General features: G+C 41.1%; 13 protein-coding genes. 3 read left to right on the forward strand and 10 right to left on the reverse strand.

The annotated features are described in order from the left end of the window. Positions 1-97 precede the first annotated feature (97 nt). The 3 genes from FBF75_RS04770 to FBF75_RS04780 all read right to left on the reverse strand — a co-directional run bounded on the left by FBF75_RS04770 (position 98) and on the right by FBF75_RS04780 (position 3,136). The gene (locus FBF75_RS04770; protein WP_136944487.1) at positions 98-1,690 is read right to left on the reverse strand and encodes a PucR family transcriptional regulator; all 1,593 of its coding nucleotides are present in this window, start codon (positions 1,688-1,690) and stop codon (positions 98-100) included. Positions 1,691-1,718: 28 nt separating this feature from the next. Then, positions 1,719-2,636, reverse strand: coding sequence for an AEC family transporter (locus tag FBF75_RS04775; RefSeq protein WP_007497064.1), 918 nt, complete (start codon positions 2,634-2,636; stop codon positions 1,719-1,721). Between the two features lie 83 nt (positions 2,637-2,719). Next, positions 2,720-3,136 carry a VOC family protein gene (locus tag FBF75_RS04780; RefSeq protein ID WP_008349030.1) on the reverse strand — a complete coding sequence of 139 codons (417 nt, stop codon included), beginning with the start codon at positions 3,134-3,136 and terminating at the stop codon, positions 2,720-2,722. Positions 3,137-3,302: 166 nt separating this feature from the next. Between FBF75_RS04780 and FBF75_RS04785 the strand changes: the two genes are divergently transcribed. Continuing rightward, positions 3,303-3,719, forward strand: coding sequence for a hypothetical protein (locus tag FBF75_RS04785; RefSeq protein WP_046343052.1), 417 nt, complete (start codon positions 3,303-3,305; stop codon positions 3,717-3,719). 45 nt (positions 3,720-3,764) lie between these two features. Here FBF75_RS04785 and FBF75_RS04790 read toward each other — a convergent pair whose 3' ends face one another. From FBF75_RS04790 to FBF75_RS04800, 3 genes are all read right to left on the reverse strand, one after another. Beyond that, a complete protein-coding gene (locus tag FBF75_RS04790) occupies positions 3,765-5,303 on the reverse strand; it encodes a bifunctional GNAT family N-acetyltransferase/carbon-nitrogen hydrolase family protein (RefSeq protein ID WP_007497061.1) in 1,539 nt (512 codons plus the stop codon). Between the two features lie 14 nt (positions 5,304-5,317). Then, positions 5,318-5,983: an HAD family hydrolase gene (locus FBF75_RS04795; protein WP_019743733.1), complete on the reverse strand. Its 666-nt coding sequence runs from the start codon at positions 5,981-5,983 to the stop codon at positions 5,318-5,320. A 306-nt stretch (positions 5,984-6,289) separates the two neighbouring features. Then, the gene (locus FBF75_RS04800; RefSeq protein ID WP_136944488.1) at positions 6,290-6,631 is read right to left on the reverse strand and encodes a DUF5365 family protein; all 342 of its coding nucleotides are present in this window, start codon (positions 6,629-6,631) and stop codon (positions 6,290-6,292) included. A 108-nt stretch (positions 6,632-6,739) separates the two neighbouring features. Here FBF75_RS04800 and FBF75_RS04805 point away from each other — a divergent pair, with 108 nt between their 5' ends. Then, positions 6,740-7,642 (forward strand): RluA family pseudouridine synthase, encoded by a 903-nt coding sequence (locus FBF75_RS04805; protein WP_136944489.1) that lies wholly within the window; start codon positions 6,740-6,742, stop codon positions 7,640-7,642. Positions 7,643-7,676: 34 nt separating this feature from the next. Here the strand turns inward: FBF75_RS04805 and FBF75_RS04810 are convergent, their stop codons facing one another. From FBF75_RS04810 to FBF75_RS04820, 3 genes are all read right to left on the reverse strand, one after another. Beyond that, positions 7,677-8,243 (reverse strand): class D sortase, encoded by a 567-nt coding sequence (locus FBF75_RS04810; RefSeq protein WP_024719945.1) that lies wholly within the window; start codon positions 8,241-8,243, stop codon positions 7,677-7,679. A gap of 32 nt (positions 8,244-8,275) precedes the next feature. Then, positions 8,276-11,182 (reverse strand): 5'-nucleotidase C-terminal domain-containing protein, encoded by a 2,907-nt coding sequence (locus FBF75_RS04815; RefSeq protein ID WP_136944490.1) that lies wholly within the window; start codon positions 11,180-11,182, stop codon positions 8,276-8,278. Between the two features lie 82 nt (positions 11,183-11,264). Continuing rightward, positions 11,265-14,627 carry a CheR family methyltransferase gene (locus tag FBF75_RS04820; RefSeq protein ID WP_136944491.1) on the reverse strand — a complete coding sequence of 1,121 codons (3,363 nt, stop codon included), beginning with the start codon at positions 14,625-14,627 and terminating at the stop codon, positions 11,265-11,267. 144 nt (positions 14,628-14,771) lie between these two features. Here FBF75_RS04820 and FBF75_RS04825 point away from each other — a divergent pair, with 144 nt between their 5' ends. Then, complete coding sequence (locus FBF75_RS04825; protein WP_017360366.1) at positions 14,772-15,416, forward strand: spore coat protein; 645 nt, start codon at positions 14,772-14,774, stop codon at positions 15,414-15,416. 29 nt (positions 15,417-15,445) lie between these two features. Here the strand turns inward: FBF75_RS04825 and FBF75_RS04830 are convergent, their stop codons facing one another. After that, complete coding sequence (locus tag FBF75_RS04830) at positions 15,446-16,321, reverse strand: hypothetical protein (protein WP_017360367.1); 876 nt, start codon at positions 16,319-16,321, stop codon at positions 15,446-15,448. Between the last annotated feature and the right edge of the window lie 46 nt (positions 16,322-16,367).

Raw genomic sequence — 16,367 nt, forward strand, 5'->3', positions numbered from 1 at the left:
AAAGGGGCCAGACACATTACATTAGACAGATCGTCAACTGATTGAAAAGAACCATGAGACACTCTACTTGATCCCTTGGCAAATCTAACATATACCGTTAATGGCGATTCCCCTGTAAAAATTCATAAGCAAGGATCGCAAATTCAAGCGCTTGACGTTTTGGCGCTTGCATCATATCTTCACCAAGTAAAGCATGAAGCTTATCCAATCTGTGATAAAGCGTCTGCCTCACAATATAGAGCTGGCTTGCGGTTTCTTTTTTAGAACCGTTTGTCTGTAAAAAGATATTCAGCGTCTGATAGAGCCTTCCGCTATTTTGTTTATCATATAGAATCACCGGCTCCAAATACTCTTTCACCATGCATTCTAATAACCCGCTTTCTTTCATGACAGGCATCAATCGAAGCATATGTAAATCTTGATAAAATGGGCTTTTTATCCGTTGCGGCATCACTTTCTTTAAATGCAGCACTTCTTTCGCTGCCTGAAAACTTTTTCTCATGTGCTGAAATTGCTCACAATATGAACCGATTCCAAAATTGATGACTGCCTCGCCGGGCTTCTCACGGTCATATAATTGCGTGATGTCGTTTGCCGCTTTTTCTGCACGCTCTTTCCAGTCCTCAACTTTTCTTGTATTCAATAAAATAAATAAGGTTTGTCCTTGATGCTCGTACACAATCAAATAGAAACCAGCACGCTGAAAAATAGAACGGCAAGAGACAAGAAAATAAAGATTCCCTGCGATTTCTTCTATTTGGTGGTTTTTTTGAAAGAGCATCACCACACAGCCGGTCGGTTTTTTCAGCCCTTCTGTCTCCTCAAGGTGTTCTATGATCTCTCTTTCTGTATGCTCTTCATGAAACCATTTTTGCAGCCATTCATTCTCTTTTGTCTTCTTCAGCTCTTCTGTATAAAGCTCTCTTAATGTTTGCTGGGCAAGGGCATTCGCTCCTTTATCCATCACAAGCAGTTCAAATTCCGAGAGCGTGTTCGATTGATGAATGAGGACGAGGTCTGCAAAGGTTTGTTTGAGTGCAAGGACTTGTTTTTGCGTCACTTCATATCCTTTTGGTAATGAAGCATATTGCAAATAATTCATCACAAGCTCTTCTGTTTGTTTGGAAGAATCACATAAAATAATCGGTTCACCTTGAACAGGGATCAACAAAAGTATCCCTCTCACATGCTGATACACTTGATCCAAAATATCCATCTGCGGATGAGGAGTTAGTAAAAGCTCATTCAACTTTGACGACAAGGCTTCTAAATCTGCCATCATCTGATACTGACGTTCAATCATCATCGTATGGAGATGCTGTGTAATATTGACGAACTTCACTTCTTTTGTAAACAGAATTAGCGGAAAATCACGTTCTTCTGCATAAATAATCAGTTCTTCCGGTACATCAAACCGGAGCGGTACAAACTCAATACATAATCCAGCCGCACCTGAGTCAATCAACTGTCTTAAAAACGCCTGAAAGACTTCCAATTGATCATGGAAGCCTGCGGCCGTCGTTAAGATCAGCTCGCCTCCGTTTAACAAATCCTCTACAGCAGGCACTTCAAGTACATGTACCCATTTTACCTGCCGAAACAATCCCTTTTCCCCAGCTAACACTTTCGCATGCGTAAAATGCTTCGTTTTTAACACATCACTTACTTGAAAATGAACATCTACATTCATTCATAAGTCCCCCTTTGTTTGCCGTCCCCTATCCCAGAGGGTGCATGGATAAAATCCATAATAAAACAGGTAAAGTCACAATACTTAAAATCGTACTGAGAAACGTCGTGCTTGAGACAAACTCAGGTTTCGTTCGAAATTGCACAGCCATCAGCGTGGTATTCGCCGCAGTCGGCATCGCTGCAACTAAAATCATAATTTGTTTCACCAAATCATCTACAGGTAAAATAAGTGTAAAACCAAAGGCGATGAGAGGTGAAATAAACAGCTTGAGCAGCACCGCATAGGAAATATTGCGATAATCCACTTGTTTAAAAGAAATCACTGCGAGCTGCATACCTAAAATCAGCATAATCGTTGGTATCGCTGCATCCCCGACCAGCTGAACACCTGTCATAAGCTCTTTAGGTAATGAAAGGTCAATGAGCTGAAATAATAGACCAAGAAGAGCCCCGTAAGCAACCGGCATACGCAGCACTTTTTTTAGAACGACCTTTAAGTCTCCCGCGTCTTCTCCACCTTTTGCTGCATAATACATGCCGATCGTACTCATGACGAGCTGCTGAAGGACCATTAGCACAATCGCAATATCTAAACCAGCTGCTCCAAAAACAAGAAGGACAACAGGCGTGCCGTAATTTCCATTATTCATAAATGCTGATGACAAAATCATGGCACAATACGTTTCATTCGAATACCCGTAAATTCGAGATAAAATGAAGACACATAAAACAAGTGAAAGACAAAGCCCTACGACAAATATTGATAAGTACACATAGTCCATCGATACTTTATTTTGATAAAAGGTTTCAAACGCAAGAAATGGTGACATTAAATATAAAGACATTGATGAGAGCGTATGTATATCAAAACCAATTGTCTTCTGCCCAATATACCCTATAAGGAATATGCCGAACACTGGCATTAAGACAAGTAAAAACTCCATGCAGCACCTACTTTTCTCTAGATGAATTCCTTATTTTTTACCCTCTTATCATACCACTGATCATCAATAAAAAAGAAGCACCCTTATGAAAGGTCGCTTCTCTCCTCATCCATATAAAACACTTCCCATAAATGACCATCACGATCCTGAAAGCTCCAGCCATACATGAAATCATGGTCTTGTTTTTCCTTAAACGGTGAACCACCAGCTGCGATCGCACGCTCTACAAGCTCATCAACCTCTTCCCTCGTCTCGACCTGTAAAGAGATAATGACCTCTGCGCCATTTCTAGCATCTACCAATTCCTTCTCTGAAATGGATTGGAAATGCTTAAGTGATAACAGCATGACTGTGATCGTCTCATTCATCACGAAACAAGCAGCATGTTCATTCGTCAGTTCTTGTTGAAAGTCAAAACCCAGCTGTTCAAAGAAAGCCTTTGACTCATTTACATGCTTAACCGGCAAATTGATATACAGATGTTTAGATTGTCGCCCCATATCCCTCTCCCTTTGTAAAACATCATTTCCATTCAGTATATTCGTCTTTTCATTTGGCATCCCTTTGTCGCATGAAAAAATAAGCGGTAAGCCCCATTACCTTATTTTAACAAAAATGTATAATAAATCTCGTGCACAATACTAAATGAACTAGGAGGTTTTCTTAATGAAAACAATCGCAAAATCTTTGATGCTCTCCACCTCTGTCCTTTTATTCGCTTCACCTATTACACAAACAGCTGATGCTGCATCTATTCAAACGAAGCAGGTGACAGCAGAAAGTGATTTTCAGCTTCCTTCAACAACAGACACCATTAAACAAAACATCGAACAATCTTTCCAAAAACAAGAAAAGTGGCTACAAAAATTAGAAGTGATTGCCGGACAAGAAAAACGTGAACAATTTGAACAGTTTTTCAACCAGCATGTAGGACCTGATTTAAAAAATCTTTTAGAAGAGTCTGATCTTACATGGAAACAAGTAGAAAAAACGATTTATCAATCTCTTGTTAAATCAGACGTTCCATTTTTAGCTGCCAAAAGCATTGCCCATTTTGCTACAGTGGCATTAAAGAAAATGTAAACATACAGAAAAGCGCCTCGCATAACTGCGGGGCGCTTGTTTTGGTTATTTCTTATATTCAATATGGTACACGTCTCTTCTTCGGTCTTTCAGCTGACGAACCGTCCCATCTTGACGCTGCCTTCTTAATATTTCTAAGTCGACATCACCGACAACCACCATTTCAATATTCGGGTTGCATTCTCCTACAATGCCATCTCTTGCGAATTCAAAATCAGATGGTGCAAAGATGGCTGATTGTGCATATTGGACATCCATGTTTTCTGTTTGCGGAAGGTTTCCGACCGTTCCAGAAATGACCGTATATATCTGATTTTCAACCGCTCTCGCCTGCGCACAATAACGCACTCGTAAATAGCCTTGACGGTCTTCTGTACAGAATGGAGTGAAAATAATTTTCGCTCCTTTGTCAGCTGCAATTCGAGCAAGCTCAGGGAATTCAATATCGTAGCAAATTTGGATCGCAATTTTACCGCAGTCCGTATCAAATACCCGGACTTGGTCACCAGCTGAAATCCCCCACCATTTTCTTTCATTCGGCGTGATATGCAACTTATATTGCTTTTCAATCGTTCCATCACGTCTAAATAAATAGGCGATATTATAGATTTTCCCTTCCTCTTCAACGAAATGAGAACCACCGATGATATTAATGTTGTACTTGACCGAGAGATCTGTAAACAAATTGATGTAGTCCTCGGTATATTCTGTGATCCGCTGCACTGCTAGACTTGGTGATCTCTCTTCTAAATATGACATAAGCTGGGTTGTAAAGATTTCCGGGAAAACGGCAAAGTCAGCTGACGCATCTGATGCCACATCCACGTAATACTCCACTTGATTCATAAACTCCTCAAAGGAATGAATTTGCTTCATTGCATATTGAATGACACAAATTCGCACTGGGAACGCCGATTTATAATATCTTTTCGATTGCGGGCGATAATCGACATTGTTCCATTCCATTAGCGTTGCGTACGTGCTGGAAGCTTTATCATCCGGCAAGTAATTCGGATTGATCCGCATCAGGCTAAATTCATTTAACAGCTGAAAAGATAGCACAGGATCATAAATTTGGTGCAGCATGACTTGCTCTACATATTGGCGAGGCGTCATTTCCTCTTGATATTTATGATAATTCGGGATACGTCCACCAATGATGATGCTTTTTAAATTTAATCTTCTCGCTAAGTCTTTTCTTGCTTCGTATAAACGATGACCGATTTTCATCCGGCGGTACTCAGGACTGACCATTACTTCAATTCCGTACATATTCATCCCATCTGGATTATGGTTTGTGATATATCCATCATCTGTGATGTCCTGCCATGTGTGACGATCATCGTATTCATCAAAGTTAATTAATAAACTTGAACATGAGCCAATGATTTCTCCCTCGAATTCCGCACAGAACTGGCCTTCTGGGAAATGTTCAAGGTGGCTTTCAAGGTGCTCTTTTTTCCAAGGGTCCATGCCTGGAAAGCATACCTCTTGCAATGCGATGATTCGGTCGATATCTTCTTCTCTAATATTTCGAATCACCATTCTTTTTTCAAATCGCGTTAAATCTAGTTTTTCTGCCATGATGTATTGCCCCCTTACTGATCCTCTTTTTCAAGCTGATGGAATAGCTGGAGCAATTCGATTTCAGCCATGGATTCTAATCTCGCGTCATATTCTTCAAACTGCAGTGTGCTCGTCACTTTATTTGGCACGATGACACATTTCATACCCGCTCGTTTGGCAGCGATTGACCCATTCACAGAGTCCTCAAATGCCACGCAATCTTTTGGCTCAACGCCTAAGCATTGTGCGGTTTGCAAATAAAGTTCTGGGTTAGGCTTCACTTCTTCCACATCGTCTGACGTGCGGATACATTCAAAGTAATCGAAAAGTCCAATTTGTTTGAGGTGATCAGACACCCATTTATAATCTGAGCTGGAAGCGAGTCCAATCTTAATTCCAAGCTCCTTTGCCGCTTCTAAATAAGCTTCTACACCAGGTCTTGCTGCTTCGTCCTTCATTCTCTTTTGAAAACGAGAACGCCGGTCCGCTGTAAGCGCCTCATGATCTAATGTCTTCCCTAACTGCTCTTCCAAATATTCAAAAGGCTTAAAACCCGCCTGCGTTCCAATCACATTTCCCCATACAGACAGAGGCAGCTCCGATTCATGCTCAGCAAACATTTCCTGCAGAACCTCATATTCATGTGTTTCTGTATCTAAAATTAATCCATCAAAATCAAATATAATCGCCTTTACCAAAGAGGCCACTCCTTTTTCCGAAAGTCTGAAATATCTTCCATACTGCTATCATATCGTGAATAAAATTGACTTTCAAAGATGAATGTCTGCTAAAATGATTATGTATAAAAGGAGCCTGCATCGTTTTGTCAGGCTCCTGTCATGTTCGATTCTTTCTGCAAGAGATCCAAGCGCTCCGATTCGTGGAGAATAGACATTGTTGAAAAAGAGCGGAATTGGTATTACAGATCTTGAAGGTTTCTCCGTTCCCTTAAAAATAGTATGTGCGACGACCTTGTAAGTTAACAAGGAAGTTCACACCAACTTTTACGCATTTTGAAGGTGACGGCCTGCAAAATCATCTAAATCAAACGGGAAAGAAAAGCCGCACGCATTAACTTGTTCACGGTTGAGTTCAAATAACTCACGATCTCGTTTTGTGATATGACGCTTCGGCTTTAAAATAATGGTATGTAATAACTGAAGACCTGATAAGATACCAAAAGCATCATCCATTGTCCCGTTATACACACCATCAATGAATGTAAGCGGGGGTTGTTTTTCCTGCTCTTCTTCATTTACGGAATGGGATAAAAGATCTTCAATTTCCTTTGATATTTCTTCAATTTCCTGCTCCTGAAGGTCTGTCGCAGCTTTCATTAATCTCACGTGGCATCTACCTCTCTGTCGTTATTACTCCATTCAGAATAGCACAGAAAAAAAGTCATTCGCCAAGGTAAGTGTTTCCTATATATACCCAAAGAGAGGACGAATATCATGATCATAAAAGGACACACGCTCTCCCTAAAAGTAGGTGAGCAGCAAAATGGCATTTCCTTAAGTCAATTTTTAAAAGAAGAAGTGTCTGCCTCTAAACCGATTATCCATTTTTGGATGGAGCACCAAAAAGTCCGTCTCAATCAAAAACCTGCCCACCATGCTGCAAAAGTGAGTACAGGTGATCAGATTCTCATTGATTTATTTGAGACGGAAGAAAGTGATGTAACGCCAGAATACGGTGAATTAGAGGTACTCTTTGAAGACGAGCATTTATTAATTGTCCAAAAGCCTGCTGGAAGGCCGACGCATCCAAATGAAAAAGGACAAACAGGTACGCTGGCGAACCTAGTCGCTTTCCATTTTCAAGCAAATGGAGAAGAAAAGCGGGTCAGACATATACATAGGCTGGATCAAGACACAAGTGGCACCGTCATTTTTGCCAAACACAGGTTGGCACATGCTGTACTCGATCAAATGCTTTCAAAAAAAGCGATTAACAGAACGTATCTTGCCATCGCACAAGGACTGTTTAAGAAAAAGAAAGGAACGATCCAAGCAGCCATTGGACGTGATAAACACCATGCCGTCAGAAGGAGGGTTTCTCCTACTGGTCAAAGCGCCAAGACTCATTATGAGGTCTTCCATCTCAATAAACGTTTACAGATGACGGCCATTAAGCTGCGATTAGAAACAGGCAGAACGCATCAAATTCGGGTCCATCTTAGCAGTCTCGGGCATCCTTTATCTGGCGATACATTATATGGCGGGAAGCGTGACCTGATAAACAGGTGCGCCCTTCATGCCAAACAAGTAGACATGAACCATCCATTCACAGGTGAAAAGCTGACGATAGAAGCACCGCTCCCACCTGATATGGCTGAATTAATGGACAATATGTAGAAAAAAGAGCCTGATCATACAGGCTCTTTTGACGTTAGACAGATGCTCTTTTCGCATAAATAATGTACCGCTCTGGTGCGTTGCCGACAAAATGAAATGGATAGCATGTGGTTAACACAAGCTCTTCTTTTTTATTTTGTAAGGTAATAATGGATGTATCATGCTGATCCACAATTTTCGTATGCGTAATTTCATAAACAAACTCACCATACGGTACAGTGATTTTCAGCTGATCCCCAATATCCAGTTCACCAGTCCGGCGGAAGACCGTATCCCTGTGTCCCGACAAAACGATTTGTCCATTTTGATCAGGGTAATAACTGCCTTTGTAATGACCGACGCCTTTGGCAAGGTCGTCCGCATCTGTCCCTTCAACAATCGGCAAATCGGCTTTTAATTTCGGAATGGTCAGGATGCCAGAGGCTTTCCCCATTTCAGGTGAAAATTTTTCCTTTGTCATCCCTTGATCAGTTTCTACGACCTTTTTTGCTTCCTCTAAAGAATGTGCTGTTTGTAGGTGAGTAGAAGCCATTTGCCAGATTCCCCAGCCAAGCACCACAATTCCCGCTGACATGACAATCACTGCAAGCCACTTTTTCATGCTTTAACTCCTTCGCCCTTGGTGATGATTCTTTAGCTTGCTGCTGCCTTTTCTTCTTGTTTCGCTTGTTGAATTCGGCCCTCTTTTTGATACACAATAGAAGCTCCCTCGAAGCTCTTTACAAAAGCGACTGTTGCTTCTAAATCTTCTGGGCCTGTTTCCGGATTCTTCCCTAGCCGTCCAATCGGCGCATACTTACTTCCAGTGGCAGTCGCCATGAAATTATTCACTGTGAGTGTATACGTTTTGTCGAAAACAACGGAAGAACCATCAGGCAGTTTTAAGTCGACTACTTTATATGTTAACGGATCGTACGAATAAGAAAAGCCTGAAATGCTATAATCCGGTCCAAATTGAGGAGATATTTGAGCTTCAATGATATCAACTAAATCTTTCCCCTTGATGTCCAGCTTCACTAACACATTTCCGAATGGCTGAATATTAAAGAGATCACCCCAAGTAATCGGTCCTTTTTCGAGATTTTGTCTGATCCCGCCGCCATTCATCATGGCAAAGTCACTTTTCATTGAATATCTCATGCCATCCGCAATGAGGTTGCCAAGTGGTGTATCACCATCATTGGAATAGCCACCTTCCATCTTGACGCCAGCTTCTCCAACAACCTCACTAATAATCGGCTCCACTTCTTTTCCGTAATGGGCTAAAATGTCCGCTGCTTCCTGATCCTTTTCAATACCAGCCTGGTCTATATACTGGATGTTTGCACTCTTTTTGACAATATCCTTTGTTTTCCGGTCAAGTGTGACATTGACTTCTCCAATTGCCTTTCCGTATTCAAAGGCTTGGACAATTAATTTTCCATTCACTTCTCCATTGACCACTTCGTGATTATGGCCAGCGAAAATGACATCAATTTCGTCATCACCTTCTTTGGCGAGCCTTGCGCTTTCTCCAGTAATGGTATCGCCATTTTGAGAGGCGGTCATATGAGCCAGAACTGCGATCGCTTTAATCCCTTTTTGCTTTAATTCTTTCGTTGCTTCATTGACAGCTTGGACTTCATCAGTAAATTGAATGTCTTTAATTCCTTCTGGCATGACCATACCTGCCGCTGATGTTGTCACAACCCCGATAAAAGCTACAGGAATTCCTTCGACATCCATGATTTCATAGGCTGGTAAAAGTGGTTTGCCAGTATCCTTGTATTCGCAGTTTGCACAAACAAGCGGGAAGTTCTGCCCATCGTATCCTTTTGTGCCTTTCGGGTGATCTCCACCTTTTAAGATGCGCAATAATTCATCTACACCTTCATCAAACTCATGGTTGCCGACAGTCCCAACATCAAAGCCGATGTTCTCCATTAGTTCAACGGTTGGTTCATCTTGTAAAAGAGAAGAAACCGGCGAGCTTCCGCCTATCATATCTCCTGCATGAACTGTCAGTGTATTTTTTTGCGCAGCTTGCTTTTGTTTTATATAAGCCGCCACATAATCCATCCGTCCATATGTTCCTTTACTGCCATCACCTTTTACATCCAGCTCATATTGCTGATCAATTTTCCCATGCAAATCATTCATACTTAAAATGGTTAATGGAACTTCACTGGATGATTCTGACGCCTGATATCCAGCCTGCTCTGCTTCTTCTTTAGAAGCAAAAAAGATACGTTTATCCACATCGATCTCATTCCAGCTGTCAGGTGATACGTAGGTTTTTGCAGATGAATCTCCCACATAACGTGTGAGCCCTTTTTTCTGCTCGCGTGCTCTAAATTCAAACGGCTGTTCTAGCAGAGGATCTTCTTCATTCCAAATACCAAGCCCTTTTTCCTTGGCATCTTTCACTGCTTGCTGGAACATCCGATACTCTTTTTCATCTCCAACAGGCCAAATGAAATAAGTAGGGGCATATCCTTTTTTCACAAGCTCTAGGTTCGTATTCAGCCCTTTTTTGGTTTTGACTTGAGCTAAAAGACGTCCATATCCATCCTTTGCTTCCGGGCCAATCTTTAATGTGACTCGATCACCACTTGAAAGAAGCGTTTTTAAATAATCCGTCGCTTTTTGTCCAAAGCGCAGCTGGTTTTGATCTAATTCATTTTTGGGCTGGTGGTAGGTTTCTGGTGTGTCCATATTCACGAAGCGTACCTTTGTTGTGCCGAGCACAGGCTTCTTCAAATGAATGGTATCTCCATCCACAACACGATCTACCGTTGCCTCATATTCTTTTTTGATTTTTGGCGGCTTTGGCTGGTGCTTCAGCAATTTGACATCGGTTTTGTGTCTTGGAAGTACTTGCAGCGTATCATATCTGCTTAAAACGCCAGTAAACTCATACCATTTTCCGGTCTTCACTTGATCAATGGCACCAGTATCAACCATGACTCTAAGGACTGTGCTATGATATTTTTTATCGATGATGACCACATTGTATCCACCGCCAGCCGGCTGATCTGGCGCCTGTTCTACATAGCCTTTTACCTTCACTAATCTTCCTTCATATTTACCTGCCTGATCCGTTTCCAATTGTTTCACTGAAACTTTTTTTGGCGAAGGCAATGGTTGATTCACAGCATCAATCTTCAGATGGTCTTGATCTGGCACAATTTCAATGAGCCCTTTATAAGTCGTGATCTTGCCTGTCACCGTGACCTTCATGCCAGCTTTTAGTTCTGGGAAGTTTTTAGGCTGCGCAGAATAAATATTGAGACCAGCTGTTTTGTCTTGAATATATGTTGATAGTTTCCCATTCCCTATAGCGGATTGATCTGCTGTTACGATACCGCTCACCGTCACCGTTTCTCCTATCAGTTTGCGAGCTTTTTTTATGTTCATCGGCTTTGTTTGTTTCCACAAAGTGTCCTTCTTCTCAGAAACACTAAACGCCTCAGCTGTCATCATACTAGGCAGTAAAGATTGCAGACTAAATATCACCAAAATCAAACAACAGACCATTCGAATGGATTGTATACGTTTCATTAGATTTCTCCCCTTTGAACTTCATCTCTTCTAGTGTACAAAGCAAATATTGAGACTGGATGGATTTCGTGTAAAACTGATCTCAATTACTTGGAAACGTAATAATCACACGTGTTCCTTCAAAGCTTTTGCTCTCAAAACGAATGGTACCGCCATGACTTTCAATAATCTTAATGGTCATCATTAATCCAAGACCCGTGCCTTTTTCTTTCGTTGTGTAAAAAGGTTCACCTAATTTCCCAATCTCCTCTTCTGGTATGCCCTTTCCTTGGTCTTCAAATATCAGCATCATTTGGTCGTTTTTCAATAATGAAGTCACTTGGATCACACCTGTTACTCCATCCATCGCTTCAATTCCATTTTTAAGAATGTTAAGGAACACTTGTTTCAGTTCATTTGGAATGCCTTGAATATGTGGCAGAGAGGGAGCCAAATTCTTTTGAATCGACACTCCTTTTAAGACCGCCTGAGATTCAACGACCATAATGACTTCTTCGAGGAGAAGGTTCACATTCACCGGTTCAAATTTAACAGATTTGCTTCTAGAGAGCACAAGGAACTCGTTAATAATAGACTCAAGCCGATTAAACTCTGACATCATCACATCGGCATAATCCTTCTTATACTTTTTACTTTGAATCATTAGCTGTAAAAAGCCTTTTAACGACGTAAGTGGGTTACGTATCTCATGGGCAATACCAGCTGCAAGCTGTCCAACTGCTGACAGCATTTCAGACTTCATCAGCATTTTCTCAGACTGTTTTTGACTTGTAATATCCTCCGAAATCCGCATGACAGTAGACTGCATTTTGTCAGGGTCATCGATTCGGTGTAAAGAGACTCTTTCCCATCGCTCACGCCCTGATAAGTCCTGAAAATACAACTCACCTGTCCAGCTGCCCTCTCTTAAACACACGTCCCATTGTTTCACTAGATCATCACATTGACACAACGCATAATAGACAGAAAAAATATCTTTTCCGATCAAGTCATATTCATGCTGTTGTACAAACTGACAAAAGCGCTGGTTGACACACTGAATAACGCCTTCTCCTGTTGCAACCACAATATGAATATGGCTGTTATCAAGTGCTGTCACCGCAAGATGAAGAGCCTGCTTCAATTTCGTCATTTCGGTCATTTTGATCCAGGTCATCACTGCTCCCTCGCGATCTTGATCATAGAAAGGCGTCAAATGAACCGTGAATTGTTCTCCTTCGTTCGTTTCAATTTCACGTTCGATCACGCGCCTATCTGAAATGACAGATTGAATATCATGATAGAGCATTTCCTTCGATAGCTTCTTCACCATCGATTGAAACGTTTGCTGGTGCCGGGTTTGAGCTGAAGTGAATAAAGAGGCAGCTGTAGGAGTGTGATAGCGAATATTCATTTCCCGGTCCACAAACAACGTGGCAAGTTCTGGCTTCACAGACGGCCGGTACAGTTCTTCTCTTGTCACCTTTAAGTTGTTAATGATATTAATAAAATGCTCGTTTGTTTTCTCGCGCACTTCTATTTGCTTGTTTTTTTCTTTTAATTGAGCCCTTGCTTCTTGCTCCTTTTGTTTGACCTCATTGAGCTCGTTTTCTAAATCGACAATTCGCTGTTGATAAACCGAATTCTGCTCTAACATCCCTTTGTCCCTGCCGTTCTTTTGATTTTTTCCTCTCTCACTCTTCCGAATGAGAATGACGTATACTCCTTTAAAACGGCGATCAAAATGTTTCACTGTAAAATCTGCATACTGCTTTCTTCCATTTTCCGAAATGAGGACATGTTGAAAGACAACCTCAGTCTCTTCAGTCCACACCTTTTGAAAGCTTTGACTTAGTATCTCTTTCATATAATCAGGGGTTACATATTCACATAATTCATCTGAGACTTCTGCATGCGCTAAGAAAGAATAGGCACCGTTTGATATCGCGAGAATTTTCTCGCAATCGTCTATGATGAAACATGCATCATACTCCTGCTCTACTTCTTTCATATATTGGACAGCTCGTTTTTTTAACTCCGTATGACCTGCATTGTATTTAGGAACGTTTGAGTGGGTGTAAATGTTCCACTTTTCATTTAACAAATGAAATAAACGAGGGATATTGGGTACCTTTTCATTCGGTCCTAATATCAACATCCCTTGATCCTTTAGTGCATATTGGAATCGAGATAAGACTCGTTTTTGTACTTCTGGCTGGAAGTACATCAGAACATTTCGGCAACTGATAAAATCGAGGTGGATAAAAGGTGAATCGATCAATAAATTGTGAGGAGCAAAGACAATATGTTTTCTAAGCGACTGCTTCACAATAAAAGCGTCACCTTTTTTTTCGAAATATCGCGCCCTCCATTTTTCTGGCATCCGTGCCATAGATTCAAGCGAATAAACACCTTTGCTTGCACTTTGAATGGCTTTCCGGTTGATGTCTGTTGCAAACACTTGAAGTTCAATGGACACTTGTCTTCGTTTCATTTCTTCTAAAAATAACATCGCAAAAGAATAGGCTTCTTCACCTGTAGAACATCCTGCAATCCAAATTCGGCATCGAGATTTCCCATTTTTTAATGTATTATCAATGATCGACGGAATGATGTGATGTTCACATACTCGAAAGGCTTCCATATCTCTAAAAAAGGAAGTCGTGCCGCTTAAAAGCTGTACATGCAGGCGATCAAGCTCATCTGGTTCTCTCTCTAATAAACGATCGTACTCGGACAACAAGGAGATCGATTGGTTCGCACTCCTCATTCTTTTTTGAATGACAGAGAGCAGTCTGCGCTTCTCATAGGTTGAAAATGCAATTCCTTTATGCATTTCAAGACGTTCAATGATTCTGATTAAAACAGGGTCTGCAACATCTGTCTGCGGAACGTTGATGATGTTGGCTATATATGACGCAAGTGAAGAAGGGTCTTGAAATGTTTGATGATACATACGATCAAACCCACTATTTGTCTCACTGCACGATATGGCTGTACCGCCTTGCTCAACGATTTGAAGCAAACCACTTCCTACACAATAGCCTTTTTGAAAAAAGATCGCATAGGCCTCTTCCTTTTGCACATTGGCAAGTGACTGAAACAACGAATTCACAGCACACGCCTTGTTTGTAGGATGCTGCTCTGTTATGTGTAGCCGTTTGTCTTCTGTCAATGTCACAGCTGCATGCTGCGGACAAACATAAATCGTATTTTTCATGACTTTCTCACCATGCTTAATCGGCTTTGCCCGGTAGCCAATCGGTAAAACAAGTGCTTCCAAATCAGTTACACAATCGCCTGTCACATGATTTTGCACAACAATAAAAGAGGCATTTAATTCATGCGGAAATGATTGAAAAAAAGCCTCAAGATGATGCTGTTCAAACGGCGAAACACCGATGCCAATCACTGGTGCCTGCACATGTTCGTCTTCTATCAAACGATTAATGATTTTGTCCTGCATCTGGTACCCCCATGTTCATTCGTCTGATACATTTTTTCGACAAAAAGGAAGAAAACCCTCTAATTGTAAATAATGTTTTTTGCATGAAAGGAGGAAAACTTCCTCACATTAAAACAGACTGTATAAACAGAAGGAGGATTCTTTATGCAAAACGATCAGCAACCAAACGTTCAAGGACATGTCCAGCAGCCCCAATTCAATCATGGCGGGCATGAGTTATTTGATTTACATGAGGTATTAGCAGGGACCATTAATATTTTGGATCAATACATGATCTTTCGGCAATTTATCCAAGATCCCGCATTATCCGACATGTTAGATCGACAATATCAATTTGTATTGTCCCAGTACAACGTCACGGTAGATTGCTTTTCTACTGGTCAAAAGCCTAGTGAAGAAACATCTACTTATATGATGAACGAACAGACACAGGTGACATACGGAATAAAACCATCTCAGCCTAAGAAGCCAAATCAATCATTACAGGATGTAAAGGATGCGGGAATTACAGGGCATATGCTTGGTCTTATGAAATCTCATGCTGGATTACTCTCAATGACTGCATTAGAGGTCACAAACCCTGTGGTACGACGTGTGCTTGCAGCGCAAATCCCGAACTTTATTGAAATGGCGTATGAAATTTTCTTATATCAAAACAAACATAGCTATTATCAAGTTCCGCAGCTTACAGCTCAAGATATGCAGGCGATGACATCTACATTTGCCCCTATGCAGGGACAAGTGCAGATGCCGCCGAGCAAAGCCAACCAGCAAAAACCGCTTCATTAAATAAAAACAACGGCCGACCTATTTACAGGTCAGCCGTTTTTTCTTTGATAATTCAGTTTAAATTGCTCTTCAAAATCTGTGAGACGTTGTCCTGTCGCTTGTTCAAACCCTCTATCAAAACGACTAGTTTTCGCCGTTTCCTCCATGATCTCATGTATGACATCTCGTCCATAAAGCTCCACAAGCTCATAGATCATATAGTAGCTTTGTAAATAAACATCTGTCTCATACGTCGTGCGAGATTCTTGCCAGTCTTGATCAGAATAAAGAGATTTAAAAGGAATGACGTCAAACCGTTCAGACGTGGCATTCAGCACATCATAGGCCGTCCATTCTGCTGTTCCTTCATGGAACCAAAGGGGAAAGACGACTGGAGATACCTTATATGCATGCACCTTTTCATAGAAAACGAAATGGGCATACTCATGAATGAATAACGTGTTGAAAAAGTATAAAGGCAGTGTCTCTTTCTTCAACAATTCTTCCCGTTTATCTGGGTATAATCCAATCATATGATCAACATCAGAATAAAAACCTGTAATATGCTTGATGCCAGCAAATTGCTCAATCGTCTCTTTATCATCAAAATAAATGATATCTAACGGTTTATCAGCTTCATACTGAAACACTGACATCGTCCTCTTCTTTGCCTGCTCAAGCGCTTCTATGGTCAGATCGACAAAGGCGCTCTCATCGTCTGCATAGTAGATTCGAATATGTTCATAGACTTGCTTATTGAGTCCTTCCGTTAAGACCGTTTTAGGCGAAGAATGCTCCTCTAGATATTGCCCTGCCAGCTGGAACGCTACATAAATCAAGTACGCAGTGAACGCATAAAAAATCAAACCTGCTGCAATCATTCCGCTTACAAGTTTTTTATGAATTAATGACGGTTTTGCTTTCATTTACTCCCCACCTGAATTCATCCTGCAACCTCTTTCTCTTTCTATG

It is taken from the genome of Bacillus sp. S2(2019) (assembly GCF_005144805.1).
Taxonomy (GTDB): Bacteria; Bacillota; Bacilli; order Bacillales; family Bacillaceae; genus Bacillus; species Bacillus altitudinis.

Coding starts and splice junctions, on each gene's coding strand:
- FBF75_RS04820 (WP_136944491.1), bottom strand. CDS start 14,627: ATGCAGGACAAAATCATTAATCGTTTGATAGAAGACGAACATGTGCAG.
- FBF75_RS04815 (WP_136944490.1), bottom strand. CDS start 11,182: ATGAAACGTATACAATCCATTCGAATGGTCTGTTGTTTGATTTTGGTG.
- FBF75_RS04780 (WP_008349030.1), bottom strand. CDS start 3,136: ATGGGGCGACAATCTAAACATCTGTATATCAATTTGCCGGTTAAGCAT.
- FBF75_RS04785 (WP_046343052.1), top strand. CDS start 3,303: ATGAAAACAATCGCAAAATCTTTGATGCTCTCCACCTCTGTCCTTTTA.
- FBF75_RS04775 (WP_007497064.1), bottom strand. CDS start 2,636: ATGGAGTTTTTACTTGTCTTAATGCCAGTGTTCGGCATATTCCTTATA.
- FBF75_RS04810 (WP_024719945.1), bottom strand. CDS start 8,243: ATGAAAAAGTGGCTTGCAGTGATTGTCATGTCAGCGGGAATTGTGGTG.
- FBF75_RS04825 (WP_017360366.1), top strand. CDS start 14,772: ATGCAAAACGATCAGCAACCAAACGTTCAAGGACATGTCCAGCAGCCC.
- FBF75_RS04805 (WP_136944489.1), top strand. CDS start 6,740: ATGATCATAAAAGGACACACGCTCTCCCTAAAAGTAGGTGAGCAGCAA.
- FBF75_RS04830 (WP_017360367.1), bottom strand. CDS start 16,321: ATGAAAGCAAAACCGTCATTAATTCATAAAAAACTTGTAAGCGGAATG.
- FBF75_RS04790 (WP_007497061.1), bottom strand. CDS start 5,303: ATGGCAGAAAAACTAGATTTAACGCGATTTGAAAAAAGAATGGTGATT.
- FBF75_RS04770 (WP_136944487.1), bottom strand. CDS start 1,690: ATGAATGTAGATGTTCATTTTCAAGTAAGTGATGTGTTAAAAACGAAG.